This is a genomic window from Vibrio sp. 10N.286.51.E5 (genome assembly GCF_041469125.1).
GTDB classification, from domain to species: Bacteria; Pseudomonadota; Gammaproteobacteria; order Enterobacterales; family Vibrionaceae; genus Vibrio; species Vibrio crassostreae_C.
In genome coordinates this window covers 1-19493 of record NZ_JBFRJZ010000011.1, presented here as the reverse complement: position 1 = coordinate 19493, position 19493 = coordinate 1, and the positions used below count along the sequence as shown (strand labels likewise).

Annotated in this window: 14 protein-coding genes; 10 read left to right on the top strand and 4 right to left on the bottom strand. The window is 43.5% G+C overall.

The genetic code is table 11. The features are described from left to right. Positions 1-71 precede the first annotated feature (71 nt). Together AB4161_RS03510 and AB4161_RS03505 are read left to right on the top strand one after the other, a co-directional pair. Positions 72-539: a DM13 domain-containing protein gene (locus AB4161_RS03510; RefSeq protein WP_372082803.1), complete on the top strand. Its 468-nt coding sequence runs from the start codon at positions 72-74 to the stop codon at positions 537-539. A gap of 136 nt (positions 540-675) precedes the next feature. Then, entirely contained in the window at positions 676-1518 is an 843-nt protein-coding gene (locus AB4161_RS03505; RefSeq protein WP_372082802.1) for a mechanosensitive ion channel family protein, read from the top strand. An 86-nt stretch (positions 1519-1604) separates the two neighbouring features. Here AB4161_RS03505 and AB4161_RS03500 read toward each other — a convergent pair whose 3' ends face one another. After that, a complete protein-coding gene (locus tag AB4161_RS03500; RefSeq protein WP_017059490.1) occupies positions 1605-2048 on the bottom strand; it encodes a dCMP deaminase family protein in 444 nt (147 codons plus the stop codon). Positions 2049-2307: 259 nt separating this feature from the next. Here AB4161_RS03500 and AB4161_RS03495 point away from each other — a divergent pair, with 259 nt between their 5' ends. From AB4161_RS03495 to AB4161_RS03485, 3 genes are all read left to right on the top strand, one after another. Beyond that, complete coding sequence (locus AB4161_RS03495; RefSeq protein ID WP_372082801.1) at positions 2308-3444, top strand: efflux RND transporter periplasmic adaptor subunit; 1137 nt, start codon at positions 2308-2310, stop codon at positions 3442-3444. 11 nt (positions 3445-3455) lie between these two features. Further along, positions 3456-6608: an efflux RND transporter permease subunit gene (locus AB4161_RS03490; RefSeq protein WP_372082800.1), complete on the top strand. Its 3153-nt coding sequence runs from the start codon at positions 3456-3458 to the stop codon at positions 6606-6608. 334 nt (positions 6609-6942) lie between these two features. Further along, positions 6943-7629, top strand: a complete 687-nt coding sequence (locus tag AB4161_RS03485; protein WP_017059493.1) for a MaoC family dehydratase — start codon at positions 6943-6945, stop codon at positions 7627-7629. Between the two features lie 77 nt (positions 7630-7706). Here the strand turns inward: AB4161_RS03485 and AB4161_RS03480 are convergent, their stop codons facing one another. Then, positions 7707-8522 (bottom strand): phosphate ABC transporter substrate-binding protein, encoded by an 816-nt coding sequence (locus tag AB4161_RS03480; protein ID WP_017064361.1) that lies wholly within the window; start codon positions 8520-8522, stop codon positions 7707-7709. A gap of 264 nt (positions 8523-8786) precedes the next feature. On the opposite strand from AB4161_RS03480, the gene AB4161_RS03475 reads away from it, so the two are divergent. Next, on the top strand, positions 8787-9149 hold the full coding sequence (locus AB4161_RS03475; RefSeq protein WP_017059495.1) for a DUF3024 domain-containing protein: 363 nt from the start codon (positions 8787-8789) through the stop codon (positions 9147-9149). Between the two features lie 184 nt (positions 9150-9333). On the opposite strand, the gene AB4161_RS03470 is transcribed toward AB4161_RS03475, so the two are convergent. Beyond that, positions 9334-10164, bottom strand: coding sequence for an AraC family transcriptional regulator (locus AB4161_RS03470; RefSeq protein ID WP_017064362.1), 831 nt, complete (start codon positions 10162-10164; stop codon positions 9334-9336). 188 nt (positions 10165-10352) lie between these two features. Next, positions 10353-12359 (bottom strand): exoribonuclease II, encoded by a 2007-nt coding sequence (rnb, locus tag AB4161_RS03465; RefSeq protein WP_372082799.1) that lies wholly within the window; start codon positions 12357-12359, stop codon positions 10353-10355. Positions 12360-12668: 309 nt separating this feature from the next. On the opposite strand from rnb, the gene AB4161_RS03460 reads away from it, so the two are divergent. The 4 genes from AB4161_RS03460 (at position 12669) to AB4161_RS03445 (ending at position 19249) form a co-directional block, all read left to right on the top strand. Then, positions 12669-14738: a DEAD/DEAH box helicase gene (locus AB4161_RS03460; protein ID WP_080582207.1), complete on the top strand. Its 2070-nt coding sequence runs from the start codon at positions 12669-12671 to the stop codon at positions 14736-14738. 743 nt (positions 14739-15481) lie between these two features. Continuing rightward, complete coding sequence (locus tag AB4161_RS03455) at positions 15482-16687, top strand: acetate/propionate family kinase (RefSeq protein ID WP_372082798.1); 1206 nt, start codon at positions 15482-15484, stop codon at positions 16685-16687. A 288-nt stretch (positions 16688-16975) separates the two neighbouring features. Continuing rightward, on the top strand, positions 16976-18577 hold the full coding sequence (locus tag AB4161_RS03450) for a recombinase family protein (RefSeq protein ID WP_372082797.1): 1602 nt from the start codon (positions 16976-16978) through the stop codon (positions 18575-18577). 468 nt (positions 18578-19045) lie between these two features. Continuing rightward, complete coding sequence (locus AB4161_RS03445; protein WP_372082796.1) at positions 19046-19249, top strand: antitoxin Xre/MbcA/ParS toxin-binding domain-containing protein; 204 nt, start codon at positions 19046-19048, stop codon at positions 19247-19249. Positions 19250-19493: the final 244 nt, after the last annotated feature.

Genomic DNA, 19493 nt, shown 5'->3' with positions numbered 1-19493 from the left:
CAGAGCGTTATATCTCTTTGTATTTTTGAGAGTATTCAATAATACTCTCTTTAAGCATAAGGGAGTACGCAATGAAAAAGTTAGTTTTACTTTGCACCCACTTAGCCGTGGGTGCTTTTGGTTTTGGGCTGGGTGTTTACGCATTACCTATCTTGATTGAGCCTGATTCTCCTTCCTCAAGTTCTGTTGAAGCGATCAGTGAGCAGGCTATCTACACGGGTGAGTTCACTAAAGATCGACAAGACAGTGACTTCTTGCACTGGGGAGAAGGTATCGTTTCTGTGTCTGAAAGTGCGATCGCTTTTGAAGGTGAATTGGCGCCGGGGCCTGATTACAAGGTCTACCTCTCACCTAAGTTCATTGAAACCGAGCAAGCTTTCAATGACAGCAAGAGCGAGTTACTGAGAGTCGGAGATGTGAAAACATTCGACCGTTTTATGGTTGAGCTTCCCGAAGGTTCTGATCTTAATCGATTTAATACGGTTGTGATTTGGTGTGAAACTTTTGGTCAATTTATTACTTCTGCCAAGATAAAATGATAGCCTTAGCTAGGCTAATACCAGATTGTAAACGAGCGCTCAGGAGTTGAGCGCTTTTTCATAGAAAAGATATTAGCGGCTTTCTTGTAGAGCTAACCGTTGTAAGGCTAACTGTTGTAATGCTAAGGAATAAGTAATGGAAAAGTTGTGGCAAGTAATTGATTTTCTACTCGCTCATAAGTTTATTTTTAGTGCGTTGATTGTCACTATTATTTTAATCATTCGCCGAATCACCTTATCTCAAATAAGAGGTGATGTTGCTTTCCTTAGTGAAGACCAACGTAACTGGATGTCACGAACCAAAAACGGCACATTCGCGATTATTGTTGTGACGTTATTTGTGCTGTGGAAATCCGAAATCAGCGAGTTTGCGCTATCTGTCACGGCCATTGCTGTTGCGATAGTAGTGGCTTCAAAAGAGATCATTTTGTGTTTCACCGGTTCTATTCAGCGTGCGAGTTCTCGTTCATTTAGAATTGGCGACTGGATCGAAGTGGGTAAAATCAGCGGTGAAGTGATTGAGCACAATCTGATGGCGACCGTGATTCAAGAAATCGATTTGTATCATGGGCAATATCACTTCACTGGCAAGACAGCCACGCTGCCTAATAGCATGTTCTTCACTTATCCAGTTAAGAACCTCAACTTCATGAAGCGTTATGTTTATCATAACTTTTTTGTGACGGTGAAAGACTTTGTAAACCTATACCCTATGCTGTCGGGTCTTATTGTGAAAATTGAAGAGCATTGCGAAGAGTTTATCGATGTTGCTCGCCGTTACAACGGTGTGATCGAAAAGCACGCTGGTGTTGACCTTCCGGGTTCTGAGCCTCACATCCATATCACAAGCAGTTCGACAGGTGAGCAAGAAGTCCATTTTATGATTTTCTGTCCAACCGAGAAGGCGGTTCATCTAGAGCAAGAGATTCGTAAAGATTTCATGGAAGCATACGCTGAAGCATTTCCTGTCAGTGCTTAATCCTGCAGTCCGCTGAGCCCCAAACAAAAGAAAGCCGAGAGCGATAATATCGACTCTCGGCTTTTTTGTTCTAACTATCTGTTCGTTTAATCTAGGTCAGCCAGTGGCAACCAATCGACTTTTACGCCTGCTTGTTCAAACATATCTTGGCTCACTTTGATTTTGTCTCCCCAGCGAGAAAGAAAGTCTTCACTTTGCTCTGGGCAGTGAACCGCAGAAATACCGGTTTGGATGATTTTCGCTGCGCAGTTTGGGCAAGGGAAGTGAGTCACCCAGATTTCACAGCTGTCCAAATCACGCTTGGCGAATAAGATCGCATTTTCTTCAGCGTGAAGTGTCTTGAGGTACTTCATCTCTCTGTCATCAGTATCCGCACTATCAGACACGCCATGTGGGTAGCCATTAAAACCAACAGAAACAATGCGGTTGTGCTTAGTGATTACGGCGCCGACTTGAGTTGAAGGATCTTTACTCCAAGAACCGACCAATTCCGCCATTTGATAGAAACGTTTAGCCCATTTTGAAATCATGAGAATTCCTTAACAATTAAATGTGAATGCTTATCTGTCTGACAATACATTATGTTAGACAATATCCATAGAGAACAAAAGCTGAGAGATTGATTTACTTAGGAATTGTAGCGTGTTTGTAATCACTTTATAAGCACTTGGTTTCAATTAACATATTGATACACTTTGGCCAGTTATAATTGATATTCCTCGGACATTTGAAGCAATTGTGTTACGTAACTTTTATGCTGTTCAATTTCTCATAAGTGACGGTATAACCATGCGTAAAAAGTTAATCCTTACGGCTCTTGCAAGCTCTCTTATTCTTGCTGGATGTGGGCAAGATGCTCAGAATGCCAAGCAAGCGCCTTTACCTCTCGTAGCTGTACAGGATGTTAGCGTCGTTTCTCACCAACAAAGTAAGTCGTACATCGGTCGTATTGAAGCCGTTGAAGACACGGCAATTACTGCACAAGTTTCTGGCTACCTGCAAAGCCGCCATTTCAAAGAAGGCCAAATGGTCGAGAAGGGGCAATTGCTTTACTCAATTGAGCCTTCATCATTTGAAGCAGAAGTAGCAAGCGCGAAAGCGGCTGTTGCTCAAGCGAATGCCAACCTTAAAAAAGCCGAACTTGATTTCAATCGTGGTAAGAACCTACTTCCTAAGGGCAGTATTTCTCAATCTGAATTCGATGCATTAACCGCAAACTTGTTAGGTTCTCAAGCACAGCTTGAAGCAAGCCAAGCACAGCTTAATGCTGCGAATGTTCAGCTTTCTCATACCAAAATCATCGCGCCTTTCTCTGGCCGTATTAGCGATACCAAAGTGAGCACGGGTGATCTGGTTTCGCCGTCTTCAGGTGTACTGACGACTTTGGTTAGCCTAGACCCAATCCACGCATCGTTCAGCATCAGTGAGCGAGAGCGTATTGAGCTGGGTATGGACCGCATCGAAGGCGATGGCAGCAGCGACTCTGCAGGTGTTGAAGTTCAAATCATGCTTGAAAATGGCGAAGCATTCGAACATCTAGGTCAGCTCGATTTCTTGGGCAACCGTATCAACCTAAACACTGGTACGATCGCGATGCGCGCTATTGCCGATAACCCAGACCAGCAATTGCTTCCTGGTCAGCACGTTCGTGTTGATCTGCGTGAGAAGCAATCTATTGATGTCGTAACCATTCCTCGCCGCGCGGTTCAAACCGACCTTGAAGGCGACTTTGTTATGGTGTTAGTTGAAGGCGAAGCTGCTCCTGTGGCTGAGCGTAGAAACATCGAAATGGGTCGTCAGGTTGAAGGTGGTGTGATTGTTCATTCTGGATTAGAGAAAAACGACGCAGTCATCACTCAAGGCCTACAGCGTGTACGTAATGGTATGTCTGTTCGTATTCAAGCTTCTGCTGAACAAGCTGAGTAAGGGGACTATTTATGTTAAGTCGTTTCTTTATTCAAAGGCCTAAGTTCGCCCTTGTTATATCCATAATCTTAACGCTGGCGGGTGCGATTTCTCTCGCTATCTTGCCAGTGGCTGAATATCCAAAAATTAGTCCACCGTCGGTCAGTGTGTCGGCATTCTACACGGGCGCAAGTGCTGAAGTGGTGGAACAGGCGATAGCCGACCCCATAGAAACGTCGGTTAACGGCGTTGAAGATATGATCTACATGTCTTCTAAAAGCGCTAACGATGGTTCATACAACCTTAATGTGACCTTTGATGTTGGTACTGACCCAGATATGGCTCAGGTCAACGTTCAGAACCGAGTTGCTCAAATCGAATCGAAGCTTCCGCAAGAAGTTCGAATGGTGGGTGTCACCGTTAAAAAGCGTTCACCAGACCTTTTGATGGTATTGAACTTCTATTCGCCAAACGGTGAGTACGACGATCAATTCTTGATCAACTACCTTAACCTAAACATTAAAGACCAACTGGCTCGTGTGAAGGGCATCAGTGAAGTTAACGTGTTGGGTGGTGGTGAATACGCGATGCGTGTTTGGTTAGATCCTGAGAAAATGGCTAACCTCAATATCACCACTTCAGACGTGAATCGCGCGTTGGCAGAGCAGAACGTTCAAGTTGCTGCAGGCCGTATTGGTGCTGCACCTTATAACAACGCACAAGAAGTGCAGTTCAACTTGGTAACAAAAGGCCGATTAGAAACAGCTGATGAGTTTGAAAATGTTGTTCTTCGTGCAACTCAAGACGGTTCAACGGTTTACTTAAAAGACATTGCACGTGTTGAGCTTGGTAAAAAGTTCTACGACGGTAATGGTAAATACCGTGGTCAAGATGCGTCGATCGTAACGCTGTCACTTCAATCAGACGCTAACGCGCTGGAAAGTGGCAAAGCTGTGATGGCGATGCTGGAAAACTTAAGCAAGAACTTCCCAGAAGGCGTGGCGTATGAAGCAAGTTACGACACTACACTGTTTGTTGCTGAGTCGATCAAAGGGGTAGTAAAGACCTTAATCGAAGCCATCTTGCTGGTTATTGCGGTAACGTACCTGTTCTTGGGTAGTGCGCGTGCAACCTTGATTCCTGTAGTTGCGATTCCGGTATCTTTGATTGGTACGTTTGCCATCATGCAGATGACGGGTTTCACCATCAACACGGTAACCCTGTTTGGTTTGATACTAGCGATTGGTATCGTAGTAGATGATGCGATCTTGGTTATCGAGAACGTTGATACCACAATGGCTAAAGACCCAACCATTTCACCGCGTAAAGCCACGCTTATTGCGATGAAAGAAGTAACGGGGCCGATCATTACGTCGACCTTAGTTCTACTTGCGGTATTCATCCCTGTTGCAATGCTTCCTGGTATTACCGGCATCATGTACCGTCAGTTCGCTCTGACTATCTGTATCGCGGTTGTTATCTCTTCAATTAACGCATTAACGCTATCACCTGCATTGTGTTCACTGGTTCTTAAGCAGGGTGGTGGTAACACGGCGCGTTGGTACCAAGCATTTAACCGTGGTCTAGAGTCTGTTACTAACAAATACGGTCAAGTGGCTGGCTTCTTAGTTAAGAAAGGCGTTCTGCTGTTCACTTTCTTCTTTGTGGCTTTGGCGGCTGTGACTTATTTTGCGAAGACAACGTCTACGGCGTTTGTACCTCAAGAAGATAAAGGCATTTTGCTGGTTAACGTTCAGCTTCCTGACGCGGCATCCTTGTCTCGAACCGAAGAAGTGACTAAGCAGCTGCTTGAAATGGTTGAACAAGAGCCGGGTGTTGATGGCGTAACACTGGTTAACGGCTACGCATTTATGACGGGCGCTTCTGCGTCGAATGGTGCGTCAATGTTCATCAAGCTTCACGATTGGGACATGCGTAATGCACTGGATGGTCAACACTCTGCTCAGGCTATCTCACAGCGTATTAATGGTCGTGCTGCGACTGAACTTCCTCAAGCTGTCGTGTTTGCGATGGGGCCTCCTGCAGTACCGGGTATGGGTGCAGCGTCTGGTTTTGAATTCGTTCTTGAAGATACATTAGGTCGTAGCCGAACTGATCTAGCGATGGTGATGAATGACGTGATAGCTGAGGCGAGCAAACAGCCTGAGATTTCACACACATTCAGTACTTTCCGTGCGAACGTACCTCACTACTATGTCGATATTGACCGTGAGAAAGCGCAGCAATTAGGTATTCCGTTGTCGGAAATTTTCCAAACACTACAAGGTAACCTTGGTTCGTTGTACGTGAACGACTTCACCATGTTTGGTAAGAACTTCCGCGTAACCATGCAAGCTGACAGTGAACACCGTAGCAGCATGGACGACCTACAACGATTCCACGTTCGTTCGTCTAATGGCGAGATGATCCCGTTAAGCACATTGGTGACTTACGATCAGATCTTCGAACCAGATGTAGCATGGCGTTACAACATGTACCGCAGTGCCGTGATTCAAGGTCAACCTGCAGAAGGTTACTCAAGTGGTGATGCGATTGCGGCAATGGAACGCGTAGCTGCAGAAGTATTGCCTCAGGGGTATCAGTACGAATGGACAGGCATGGCTTACCAAGAAGTACTAGCAGGTAACCAAGCGATCTTTGCTTTCGCACTGGCTCTGATCTTCATCTACCTGTTTATGGTGGCTCAATACGAGAGTTGGACAATTCCGATTGCGATTATCCTCGTGGTACCTGTCGCAACCTTAGGCTCCTTCTTGGCATTGAATCTAACGGGCACTCCGCTGAACCTTTATGCACAAATAGGTTTGGTTCTCTTGATAGCCTTGGCCGCGAAGAACGCAATCTTGATTGTGGAATTCGCAAAGGTAGAGCGTGAAGAGAAAGACGCACCGATTGAAGATGCAGCGGTGAAGGGCGGTACACTGCGTTTCCGTGCTGTGAACATGACGTCTTGGTCGTTCATCTTAGGTATCTTCCCGCTTATCTTCGCTGCGGGCGCAGGTCACGTGAGTCAGAACTCTCTGGGTATTTCACTGATCGGCGGCCTGTTATGTGTGTTACTGGCGGGTACGTTCCTAATCCCTGGCTTCTACGCATTCGTGCAACGTAAGCGTGAGAAAGCACACGGTGGTAATACCAAGCTGGTTCCGCTTGATGACGAATAGGGGATTGAGTGTCTTGTAAGATTCGTCTCTTACAAGACCAACCCTCGGAAAACTAATTCCTTGTAAAAACTAAGGTTTAGCATTGCGCTAAGCCTTTTTTTATTCCACTTATGAATAAAAACGCCTTTTATATAAACAAATGTTTGTCATGTGATAGAGCTAACACTCTAATTTGGGTTTTGTAATAAAATGATGTTTTATTGGTAAGTATATGTTTAATATGATTTTAACAAGGTTCAGCTAACGGTTGTATGCTCGAAAACATTTGCACAATAGTGTGAAGTGTTTCAAAATTACGAAGTTATATTGAAATTTTTTGTGCATTGAGGTTCTTATGAAAGTCATTGATTTATTTAAACACCGAGGCGATAGCATGTCTTCGCAACACTCAGAGTTTATGCAATGGATGTCTCCAGCTCTTAGAGATTACTGGGGCGACTTTCTTAATCGTACGCAAAATAGCCATTTCTTTGCGTGGGTTCGTGATCACCACAAACCTGCTGTCAATGAAGATGCACCAGAGATGCCGGTGGAACAGCCGATCGTACTTAAGCCAGAAGCACAACTTGTGTTTGATGAGCTTAATCAACAGATCGGTGAAGTCATCCATACTGGCGACTGGATCAATGTAAGTCAAGACCGTATTAACCAGTTCGGCCTTGTTACTGAAGATATGCAGTGGATTCACACTGAGCCTGAAAAAGCGGAAACAGACTCTCCGTTCAAAACAACCATCGCACATGGTTTTTTAACTTTATCTCTGCTTCCTCGATTGACTGACAGTGTTGACCCTGACAAGTCTCAATTCCCAACAGCGAAGATGGTCGTAAACATTGGTCTTAACCAAGTACGTTTCCCATACCCTGTTAAATCGGGCAGTAATGTTCGTGCTAAAAGTACGCTAACAAAAGTAACGCCAATTAAGAAAGGCCTAGAGATTGAACGTGAAATTCGCGTCGAAATCGAAGGTATTCGTCGTCCTGGCGCTGTGATCGTTTCAGTGATTCAACTTCACTTCTAAACGAACCATATAGATTCCAAAAAAAAAGAGAGAGCTTAATGCTCTCTCTTTTTTTTCATAAGATAAAACTCACTCACTTATTTAATGCGAGTGTAGCCGTACTCTTCGATAAGGTCTTGCCCTTGCTTTGACTTCACGAACTTGATGAAGTCTTTGCTCTCGTCAGAAACTGAGTCTGTCTTGTGCAGCAACAAGAATGGGCGAGCCAATTCATAGCTGTGGTTAGCAATGTTCTTAGATGTTGGCTCTACGCCTTCAAATGTAATTGCTTTAATCGAACGGTCGATTGAACCAACAGAGATAAAACCAATCGCGTGTGGGTTATGGTTAACAATCGTTTTAACCATGCTGTTGCTGTTTACAACCAAGTTATTTGGGTTGATGTCAGACACTAGACGGTCATTAATGATCTTCGTTAAACCAAGCAAGCTTTCGAAGCTATAGCGTGAGCCAGAAGACGCTTCGCGAGTGACAACTGCGATAGGCTGATCTGCGCCACCCACAGCTTTCCAGTTCGTGATTTTGCCTTTGTAGATATCGAACAGCTGCTCACGTGTAACGTTGCTTACAGCGTTTGAGCGGTTAGTTACTACAGCTAGGCCGTCAAAGGCAATTGGAAATACCTTCAACTTCTCGTCTTGTTCGCGGTCGGTTAAATAACGCGAGCTCATACCGATGTCAGAGACACCTTTATTAACCATGGTAATACCTGCTGTAGAACCAATGCCCTGAACCGCAATATAGTTATCAGGGTGAGTCTTGTTGTACTCCTCAGCTAATACATCCATCACTCGTGATACTGAAGTGGAGCCCGAAATAGTGGTTTCTTGTGCTAAAGCAGCATGAGAAGACAGGGCTAAGGATAAAAGAGAGGCAAGCGCGACTCGTAACATAAACAACTCCTAGTTAATAACATTTGTCGCATATGATAGGTCGGTTATATGACACTTTTGTGAAATTCCATACTCTCGATGTATAGCTGTTCGCTTGATGAGTCGTAGCTTTCTGGGTTTCCGAAAGCAAGATTCGTTTCTGGGAGCAGGGCAGGTATTTTGATTACGCTTGTTCGCTAAAATGTTTGTTGAGTCCTAAGCTAAGTAGAGGAATTCACTACTTAGAAGTTTCTATGAAGTTTCTATGAAGTTACAAGGGGTGTTATGTCCGTCATTCATATCGAGCTGAATCGTCTTTTAATTGGGGCCGAGAGGCTCTGTACATCTCGAAATCGAAGTTTACCTGTCGAGCTAGGCAAATCCCTATATGAAGAGTGTGAGGGTGGTGTGCTGTTTTCTCAGGCGCATTATCTACTCGACTCATCTCACAGTGATTATACAAACGAGATCGTCTGCGTGACTTTTGATGAGTCGCTGTCTTGTTGGTTAGTGATGGTGCCGCTTGAAGGGGATGTCGAAACCGACTCTGTGAATTGGGGGCCGTATCCGTACCTTCCTAAATCGAAGGATCTTGATGCTATTTTGGCGGAAATAGAAAAAGACCCTAAATCGTACTTCTGGTCATAGTCACTCTGTTTTCACGTTTGCTGGTGGCCTGCTCGCAAAGCTGAATCAATGAGTATCAAAACTCAACCACTGAATCCCAAAGCCAAATCATCTCATCCCACACCCAAGTGGCTTAATATTGAAGCCACTTGGTTTACACCAGTTCCCAACTAAGACGTCCACATCAATCTATCGCTTTGTTTCTTTAAACTTGCGGCTTTACGCTCTGCAGTTGTGCTTGTGCCACTAGCGATCGGAAGTCTTTTGGTGTTTTTCCGTGATACGTTTTAAAGGCCGTGCTGAAGTGAGCGGCACTTTTAAAGCCTGACTCATACGCGATTTGAGTGATCGACTTATCCGATGTTCTTAGCTGAGTGGCTGCATGAGCAATACGTTTTATCTTTAATAAGTTTGAGAACGACAGATCTTCAGCCGATAAGCGACGTTTAAGCGTAGCCGGTGACATTCCCATGTAACTGGCGAGCGTATCCAAAGAGATATTGTTTTCAATGTTTTGCTCGATGTAATGAATGACTCTTTGGGTCACGGTTAACCTTGAAGCTCGAGCAATAATAGCCAATAGAGCTGGGTACTGTTCCACCATCAAAGACAGCAAACTTAAGCCTAATTGAGTGAGTGCGTAGTCATTCTGAGAAGAAGAGTTGGCCAGTGACATGATGAGATCTTTCAACTGACAGAGCTCAGTATCCGTTTGATTGAACTTAATGTACTTGTCTGGGATTCGAGCGGACTCTAAATCGCTGAACTGATTAATGAACTTTTGAAAGATAGCCAAATCAAAATCTAAGCAGGTTGCGCTGAATTCGCCATTTTCAGTGTTAACCGTGATGTCTTTAATCTGACCAGAATTGTAAAGGGTGAAATCTCCCGCTTGCAACGAGGCTTGAGTACCATTGGGCAACACAAAAGAAATGCTGCCTTTCGACACTATAAAGATACCGTTTTTAGAGGCAGGATAACGTTCTCGTCTCCTGGGAATGAAGTTTCTGAACTGAGTAACTGTGATTGATGACATAGTGAGCTTCTTTGACGTTGTAAATTGATTGCTTATTGATTGTTTTTTTTAAGTATTGTTTAAGCATGAGACATTTACAAAAAAGGCGCTAATAATTAGCGCCTTTAGAAGTGAACCTTTGAAGCTTTTGACCTTGATAGCTTTGACCTTGAAAGCCGTAACCTTGAAAGCTGTAGCTGTTAAAGCCTTTAAGCTTCGGTTTCGTTTGTCGTTTCAGGCTCGCTAGGCAAGTCCGCAAATACTTGAGTAGGTTTTGCTACTAAGTTACGGTTTTCCTGATTAACTTCAGAGAGAACTACTTCTAAAACGTCTCCCAGTTTGTATACCATTTCTTTATCGATAGATACAGTACCCATATCACCGTTGCACTCTATTCTTTCTTTATTATTAAGAATGAGAGATCCAGGGATAAATGCAGCAGCACCATTTTCAAGTAAACGTACACGCATACCTGCACGGTTAATATCGAAAATCTCAGCTTGGAAACGAGTTTCTTCTGCTGGAGCATTGGCTAGAGTGCGAGCATACAACCAATCGCCAACATTACGCTCAGCCATGCCGTGGTGACGGCGGTGCAGGGCAAGTTCATCACCGATAGTTTCATCTGGTGTTTGAATTGGCGCTTTACCTAAGATGTGTGCTTTAAGCATACGGTGGTTAATCATGTCGCCATATTTACGAATTGGAGAAGTCCAAGTTGCGTAAATATCTAATCCCATCGCGTAGTGCGGTGCAGGCTCATTGCTGATCTCGCTATACGCTTGGAATTTACGAATACGGTTGTCGTAGTAGCTGTTATCTAAAGAACCTAACCAACGACGTAGAGTAGCAAAACCTTCTAGAGAAATGATTTGCTCTTCAGTGAACGGCGTTTCCGCTTGCGGGTTTACCAGTTCAAGAACGTCGGAGATTTTCTCAGCCTTGAAACCAGAATGGCAGTTAAACACACCTTGGTTGAAGCTCTCTTTTAGTACTCGGCCCGCACAGATGTTCGCGCTGATCATTGATTCTTCAACCAGCTTGTTTGCGCTACGACGCATGTCAGCGTGGATAGCGACAACATCGTTATCTTCGCTCAGTTCAAAGCGGTAGTCAGGGCGATCTGGGAACACAACAGCGTTTGCTGAGCGCCATGCTGAACGTGCTTGAGCAAATTGGTGAAGATCAGAAACAATTGCAGCAATCTCTTCTGATGGTTGCCATTTCTCTGATGCACCTGTTTCTAGCCAGTCTGATACGTTGTCGTAAGCAAGACGAGCATGAGATTTGATGTTTGCAGCGAAGAAGTTAATGTCATCACCGATAACGCCATCTTTAGATACCGTTACTGTGCAGCAAAGTGCAGGACGAACTTCGTTCTCGATCAGTGAACATAGGTTGTCAGCAAGATCACGAGGCAACATTGGGATGTTGCGACCAGGAAGGTAGATAGTGAAACCGCGCTCGCGTGCCACTTTATCCATCGCATCATCTGGAGAGATGTAAGCCGTTGGATCAGCAATTGCGATAGTCAGTTCAAAATCACCGTTCTCTTTTTTCTTCGCGTAAAGCGCGTCATCCATATCTTTTGTGCTTTCGCCATCGATAGTCACAAAAGGGACGTGCGTCATGTCTACACGTTCAAGATCGGCGTCATCGTTGATTAGCCAGTTGTCGATGCCTTCAGGCTCGCTGTTTGGTAGATCGTTTTGTGCCAGCGTTACCCACCAAGGTGCGATCTTGTCGTCAGCGTCTGTGATTTTTTCAGAGATTTGAGCCAAGAATCCGTTGTCACCTTTTAACGGGTGTTGAATGATATGAGCAACAACCCAGTCGCCTTCTTTTAGCGTTTCAGGGTTTAGCCCCTTTTTTGCTTTCGCTTTAAGTTGCAGCTTTTTCAGTTGTGGGTGATCTGGAACAACGTTCAAACGACCTTTAAACAACTTCACTCGTGCAATAAAACGAGTAAGGCCTTGTTCAATCAATTCCTCAGGCTCTGCTACTTCGCGATCTTTCTCGGTGCGAATGATGGCAATCACCTTGTCACCGTGCACACATTTCTTCATGTACGGAGGCGGGATAAAGAAGCTTGTTTTGCTATCAACTTCGAGAAAACCAAACCCTTTTTCAGTGGCTTTGATTGTACCTTCCTTTTTAGGGAGGGTTTCTTGGATTTGCTGTTTGAGTTGAGCGAGTAGAGGATTATCTTGAAACATTTTGACTTTTATCTATCGAGGACAATTGAGCACACTATAATCATTGCGAGGCTTGATTACTACTTAAAGGCGAAGTGAGCGTTAATTAATTGCCCTCTTATTTAACTAGGTCAATTTGCTAGGAGATGGGTGCTGTGACGAGATATTCATCAAGTTTTGACGATATGATAACCAGTATTGATGTAAAAGCGAAAAATATGTGATGTATTTCAATTTTTTCTGGATTTTTTTATGCATTTAGGGAATAATCCGCCTCCCTTAGACGTCCCTAATGGCTTGAAGTGTTTTATTACTGCTTCGTAACTCTGAATGGAATCAGTATCTGATTGGATCAGTATTGGAATTGATAGAGCTCCCGGGACCTTTTGTTTACTTATATATAGTGGGATCCCAATGTCCGAATCTGTAATTCAATTTAATGAATTAGCCCTAAACGATAACATTCTTTCAGCTCTTGATAGCATGGGTTTCGTTTCTCCGACTCCAATCCAAGCAGCAGCTATTCCTCTTCTTCTTGAAGGCCGTGACGCACTAGGTAAAGCACAGACTGGTACTGGTAAAACAGCAGCATTCTCTCTGCCTTTACTTAACAAAATCAACCTGAACCAACACAAACCACAAGCAATCATCATGGCTCCTACTCGTGAGCTAGCGATTCAAGTTGCTGCGGAAATCAAAAACCTTGGCCGTGATATCAAAGGTCTTAAAGTTATTGAAATCTACGGTGGTGCTTCAATTGTTGACCAAATGCGTGCTCTAAGCCGCGGTGCTCACATTGTTGTTGGTACTCCAGGTCGTGTTAAAGACTTACTAACTCGTGACCGTCTACACCTAGATGAAGCACACACATTTGTTCTTGATGAAGCAGATGAAATGCTGAAAATGGGCTTCGTAGATGACGTTACTTGGATCCTAGAGCAAGCTCCAGAATCTGCACAACGTGTACTTTTCTCTGCAACTATGCCTCCAATGGTTAAGACTATTGTTGACCGTTACCTACGTAACCCGGCTAAAGTTGACGTTGCTGGTACTAACCACACAGTTGATAAAGTAGCGCAGAACTTCTGGGTTGTTAAAGGCGTAGAAAAAGACGAAGCAATGTCTCGTCTTCTAGAAACCGAAGAAACTGACGCGTCAATCGTATTCGTACGTACTCGTCAAGACACTGAGCGTCTAGCTGATTGGCTATCTGCACGTGGCTTCAAAGCTGCTGCACTGCACGGTGATATTCCTCAGTCTCTACGTGAGCGTACTGTTGATCACATCAAACAAGGTGTTATCGACATCCTAGTTGCAACTGACGTTGTAGCTCGTGGTCTTGATGTTCCACGTATCACTCACGTATTCAACTACGACATCCCATTCGATGTTGAATCTTACATCCACCGTATTGGTCGTACTGGCCGTGCTGGACGTAAAGGTAAAGCGATCCTACTAGTTCGCACTAACCAAATTCGCATGCTTCGCACAATCGAGCGCGTAACTAAGTCTCAAATGGAAGAAATTCAACTTCCTCTACGTGACCAAGTTGCTGCTGCACGTGTTGCTAAGCTTGGCGCTGAACTTGAAACTGAGAAAGAAAGCAAAGCACTAGAAAACTTTGCAGGTCTTATCTCTACTCTTCAAGAGTCTCTAGAAGTTGATGCTGCTACTCTAGCTGCAATGCTTCTTAAGCGTCAGCAAGGTAAGAGCCCACTATTCTACGTTGGCGAAGACCCAATGATCGCTGCTATTGAGCGTGATAAGAACCGTCGCAAAGAGCGTCGTGAAGATCGTGACAACGGCCGTGACGGTGGTGGTCGCAACTTCAATACTCAAGATTGGGATACTTACCAACTACAAGTTGGCCGTGAGCAAGGCGTTCAGGTTAAAGACATCGTTGGCGCACTAGCAAACGAACTTGGCCTAACTAAAGGTTCTATCGGTGCTATCAAGCTAGACCAAGGTTCTACTTACGTTCAACTGCCAAAAGCAATGAACTCTGAAACTGCTGGTAAGCTAAGCAAACTTCGCATTCGTCAAAAAGAAGCTGGCGCTGTAGTTGTTGATTTCAATGACTTCCGTGAGCCTCGTCGTGGCGGCGGCGGTCGTGATGGCAACCGTGGTGGCAACCGTGGCGGTCGTGATGGTGGCGGCTACCGTGGTAACCGTGAAGGCGGCAACCGCGAAGGTGGTAACCGTGAAGGCGGTCGTGGTGGATACCGTGGCAACCGTGATGGTGCTCGCGATGGTAACTCTGCTGGCGGACGTGATGGCGAACGTCGTTTCGACCGTAACCGTGGTGGCGATCACCGTGGTAACTTCCGTGGCGAACGTGGCCATGGTAACGGCAATGGCGGTGGTAACCGTGGTCGTCGTCCAGAGCGCAACGAAGGTTAATCAACCTGTCGCTTAGACGCTTTAGGTCTAGACACTGAATTTAAAAGCCGAGCGTAATGCTCGGCTTTTTTGTGCCTGCTATTTGAACTTAAGCTTTGGTTGGCTCGATATTCGTAGCTAACTTACTTTAATCAAGCTTCGTTCCTGTAACTATGCTTCGTCCATGAAACTAAGCATCGCGCCTAGAACGAATGTTAGTGCCAAAACTTAGCTGTATCGCGTTCTAAGCCTATACCAAAAGAACGTGCTACAAGATGCTGAAACAAAGAGTGAAGGCTATCTAAGCGTCGTTACAGTGCATCTATTCGTAGAGTTGTGCTCGAAGGCAATCAAAATAAGATCAGATCACTATTCTCAACTTCAGTGAGCTTTTTGATGCAAACACTGAGCAATTGAGAAATCGAGCAAAAAGTTATCGGTAATGATAAGCAGACGAAAGGGAAGGGTGGTTGTTTTTCAAGCGGATCACCTGCATTTGTTCGAGTCGCTTTAATTAACTGAATCAAGTTAAAAATAACGTGAGCACTCGTTTGCGTCACCTGTTCATTAATTTTCTTATTCAACTATTTTTTAATTTCGCTCTCGAAATAAATAATTTAATGACCAAGATCAACTTAATTGTGTTCATTTAGTGATTTTTTCAAAACAAAAGTTGAAAGATTCAAAAATTATTGAATAATGGACTTAACTAAAATTGAAGTAAACACTTCATCCAATTCGTACTGAAACAGGATCCATATCCAATGTCTAATTCGTTTGTTCTGGTTATTAACTCGGGTAGTTCATCCCTAAAATTTGCTGTAATCGATTCTGTTTCTGGTGAAGCAGTATTAAGTGGCCTAGGGGAGTGTTTTGGTCTTGAAGATGCTCGTATGAGCTGGAAATATCAAGGCGAGAAAACTGAAATTGCCATTCAAGGCGAAGATAACCACCACAAAATTGCCATTGGCAAATTGGTTGGCCTGATGGAAGATCTAGGCTTCACTGCTGATATCGTGGCTATCGGTCACCGTATCGTTCACGGTGGTGAGAAGTTCACTCAAACCGTTCGTATTACTGAAGAAGTAACGAACGAAATTGAAAGCCTATCTGACCTAGCTCCACTTCATAACCCTGCAGGTGCTGTCGGCATTCGTGCTGCGATTGAAGCTTTCCCTTCTCTACCTCAATTTGCTGTATTTGATACGGCTTTCCACCAAACAATGCCACAACGTGCATTCACTGGTGCAATCGCAAAAGAGCTATACACAGACTTCGGCGTACGTCGTTACGGTTTCCACGGTACGAGCCACTACTTCGTTAGCCGTGAAGCTGCGAAGATGGTTAACAAGCCTATCGAAAAATCTAGCTTTATCTCTGTTCACCTAGGTAATGGCGCATCTGTATGTGCAATCAAAGACGGTAACAGTGTTGATACTTCAATGGGCTTCACACCACTTTCTGGCCTAATGATGGGCACACGTTGTGGTGACCTAGACCCAGGCATCATCGAATACCTACTTAAGAAAGGCTGGTCACAAGAGCAAGTATTTAACTCTCTAAACAAGGAGTCTGGCTTCCTTGGCGTGTCTGGTCTTACGAGCGATGCTCGTGGCATCTTAGAAGCAATGGAAGAGGGCCATGAAGGCGCTAAGCTTGCGTTTGAGGTGTTTACTTACCGCGTATCAAAATACATTGCTTCTTACCTTGCAACGCTAGATTCTTTAGACGGCATCATCTTCACTGGTGGTATCGGTGAGAACTCTCTACCAATTCGTCGTGAGATCTTAAACAACCTTAAGATTCTAGGTTTCGTTGAAGATGTAGCAGGTAACGAATCTGCTCGCTTTGGTGCTGAAGGCATCATCGGTAAGTCTGAAATGCTAAACGCATTAGCAATGGTTATCCCAACCAACGAAGAGTTCGTTATCGTACAGCAATCAGTAGCTTTGCTAAACAGTACTAAATAGTTCTTATTAAATTGTAGATTAAGCCGCTGATTTTCAGCGGCTTTTTTTTGCCTGGAAGAAAACTTGGTAAGTGTGATGTTGTCGAATGATAAAGATGTTCATCTGTTTCTCACGTGCTAAATCTGCATTAATATTCATTTTTTAAATATTTACAATCTCGTCGTGAATTATATTCTCATCCTATATATAGTTGATTTTATTGGTTTTTTGTCGGTTGTTTTACCTGTTTGCTCCTTGATCTTGCATGTGCTATTTGTTGAAATGTATTCAAATTGACAGAGAGGCAATATGCAAAATAATAAAATGATAAATAAAACGATACGTGAGTCTTTTATATACTCAAGAGTCAGTAAGAGTATTCAAGCGCAGCAAGGAGGTGGTATCAGCCGACAGATAGAAAGAGGTATAAAGTTCGTTGAGGAGCTAAATCGGCAAGCTGATGAACAGCAAAAAAGTTATGTGTATGAAATTGCAGATGAAATTATAGTTGATAGAGGTTTATCTGCGTACTTAGGTAAAAATACCAGCGAAAACGCAGGGCTAGGTGCATTCTTACAAGCAGCTCGAGAAGGAAAAATACCTGCACATTCTTTATTAGTTGTCGAAGCCGTTGACAGAATTAGTCGTTTAGATCCAACTAAGGCTCGTATGATTTTCTTCGAGTTAGCTCAATATAAAATCGATATTGCCATTCAAAGATTTAATCTTGTCGTCTATCACGATGAGAAGGCAGATATGGGAAGTGATTTACTTTTAACTGCTGCTTTTCATCTGGCTCACATGGAAAGCCAGCAAAAATCAGATCGAATACGCGCAACCTTTAACAAAAAAAGAGAAATGGAGCGAAAAGGAGGGGCAAAGCGCACAACCGTTTGCCCTGCTTGGATGCAGATTTCTACATGCAAAACTAAGTTTGAGTTGATTCCTGATAGAGTGGATGTGTTGAAACGTATCTTTAAGATGCGAATAAAATATGGTTTGGGAGCAATATCCGTTGCTAACAAACTGAATGGTGAGGGTATTTTGAATTTCAATGGTCGGCCGTGGAACACTAAACTAATTGAAAAATACTGGAAAATGCCGCAATGCATTGGTGTTTTTCAGCCAAAGACTGATGATTATAAATCAGGAAAACGTCGAAAAGTCCCACTTGGTAATTTGATAGTTGATTATTATCCAGCAGCTATAAGTAAGACAGATTTTGCGCTAGTACAAGAGAGCTTCTCAAAATATGAGAAAGGGGCTAAATCTCATAACTGTAAAAACTTGTATGCAGGTCTATTAAAGTGCGCCACGTGCGGCGGAACATTAAGTTTTGCAAAGTCAAATAGAGGCCAACCAAAATTACGTTGTAGAAACTACTTGGATGGCAGAGGATGTACCCAAGGTCGCAATGGATCACTAAATTACCTTCCAGTCGAAAAACTGCTTGTTGATAGCCTTTCATCTATAGAGTACTCGCAGTTGAATCGACGAGCTAACTTACCAACTGACACGAATCTGTTATCAGATTTGGAGCATGAGTTGAATAACGAGCATAGAAAAGTTGGTGAATTAAAGAAACAGCTTGAAAATGTAAGCAGCTCTAGTGCGATATCGGCTCTTGCGAGAGAGCTAGATAGGGCGTGTATTAGAGAAGAGAAGCTTAAGCAGCAGCAAGCTATGTTATTAAGAACACAATCAACCCCAGATTTAAGCATCTTTAAAGAAGCAAACTTTACTAAAATGGAAGAAAGGTGTCGGTATAATAGTTTTATCAGCAGCTTTGTCGACTACGTAGTCGTGTCTGGTAGCGATTGTATCGTGTGTTTCAAGGGTAGCTTAGGTTGTGCAATTGCTCCTAGACAACCGCTTACAGAGGCTCAGAGAGCGTGGTTATATACTTGGTAAAGATGTAATCGAAGGTAAATTTAAGGATGATAAAGTTCTTGATGGCAACAAGATCATTCAACTTGACCTTGGTAAGTATGTTGAGAAACAAAATCAAACCTTCGCAAAGCTGACAGATTTACCAGTTCCGAGGACTGATGATTACTTAACGAGCATCAAATTTGCTTTTAACGTTCAGCACAAGCTAAGTTTGTGTCCAAGCTTGAAGAGCGTGACGACAAACATATTGAACAGCAATGATATTCAAAATGATCTATTGGAATAGGTCTTTTCTATTGTGATGAATAACGAAAAGCTTACAGGATCATCTGTGAGCTTTTTTACGTTAGTTGGGTATGTGTTATCGACGAAATAACACCTAAAATAGGAATGCCTAAATTACGCGATTTCGATCTTCTGCAAGATTTATCAGTTAATTAAGGTTATTGAATTGGCGAGGCTAGCCTCGCCTGCTCGGAGGAGCAACACATGAAAATTGAACATATTGATGAGAACATAAGAGTAAGGTTGCTTAAGCTATTTGAAGGTGATACGCAAATGGCGGAAGAGTGGCTCACAACACCGAAAGTTGTTTTCAATAATGAAACACCGCTAGATGTTCTAGACACGCCACATGGACACCACAAAGTATTGGAAGTCATTAGTAGAATTGAGCTTGGTGACTTATCTTAACTAACTTCAGAGAAATTAGGGGGAATTCAATGCAAGCACCAACCTTAGATACCATAGAGTTGCGCTTGATACTAGCTTTGATCAGTCTCAGCAATAAAATGCCCAGAGAGACACTCTGTCGGGTCGGTTGTTAACCGAGTTCTATTTAATGACATCTTTAGTAATATAATCACTTGTGATGTAAGGCATATTTCTTTCATAAAAAGCATGCTGGCTTCTATAATGCGAGCCTGTAATTTAAATT

Bases quoted from the DNA above. Each gene is read 5' to 3' on its own strand.
- AB4161_RS03460 (WP_080582207.1), top strand. From the start codon at position 12,669: ATGGAATCAGTATCTGATTGGATCAGTATTGGAATTGATAGAGCTCCC.
- AB4161_RS03505 (WP_372082802.1), top strand. From the start codon at position 676: ATGGAAAAGTTGTGGCAAGTAATTGATTTTCTACTCGCTCATAAGTTT.
- AB4161_RS03495 (WP_372082801.1), top strand. From the start codon at position 2,308: ATGCGTAAAAAGTTAATCCTTACGGCTCTTGCAAGCTCTCTTATTCTT.
- AB4161_RS03500 (WP_017059490.1), bottom strand. From the start codon at position 2,048: ATGATTTCAAAATGGGCTAAACGTTTCTATCAAATGGCGGAATTGGTC.
- AB4161_RS03490 (WP_372082800.1), top strand. From the start codon at position 3,456: ATGTTAAGTCGTTTCTTTATTCAAAGGCCTAAGTTCGCCCTTGTTATA.
- AB4161_RS03475 (WP_017059495.1), top strand. From the start codon at position 8,787: ATGTCCGTCATTCATATCGAGCTGAATCGTCTTTTAATTGGGGCCGAG.
- AB4161_RS03445 (WP_372082796.1), top strand. From the start codon at position 19,046: ATGAAAATTGAACATATTGATGAGAACATAAGAGTAAGGTTGCTTAAG.
- AB4161_RS03480 (WP_017064361.1), bottom strand. From the start codon at position 8,522: ATGTTACGAGTCGCGCTTGCCTCTCTTTTATCCTTAGCCCTGTCTTCT.
- AB4161_RS03485 (WP_017059493.1), top strand. From the start codon at position 6,943: ATGAAAGTCATTGATTTATTTAAACACCGAGGCGATAGCATGTCTTCG.
- rnb (WP_372082799.1), bottom strand. From the start codon at position 12,359: ATGTTTCAAGATAATCCTCTACTCGCTCAACTCAAACAGCAAATCCAA.
- AB4161_RS03455 (WP_372082798.1), top strand. From the start codon at position 15,482: ATGTCTAATTCGTTTGTTCTGGTTATTAACTCGGGTAGTTCATCCCTA.
- AB4161_RS03450 (WP_372082797.1), top strand. From the start codon at position 16,976: ATGCAAAATAATAAAATGATAAATAAAACGATACGTGAGTCTTTTATA.
- AB4161_RS03510 (WP_372082803.1), top strand. From the start codon at position 72: ATGAAAAAGTTAGTTTTACTTTGCACCCACTTAGCCGTGGGTGCTTTT.
- AB4161_RS03470 (WP_017064362.1), bottom strand. From the start codon at position 10,164: ATGTCATCAATCACAGTTACTCAGTTCAGAAACTTCATTCCCAGGAGA.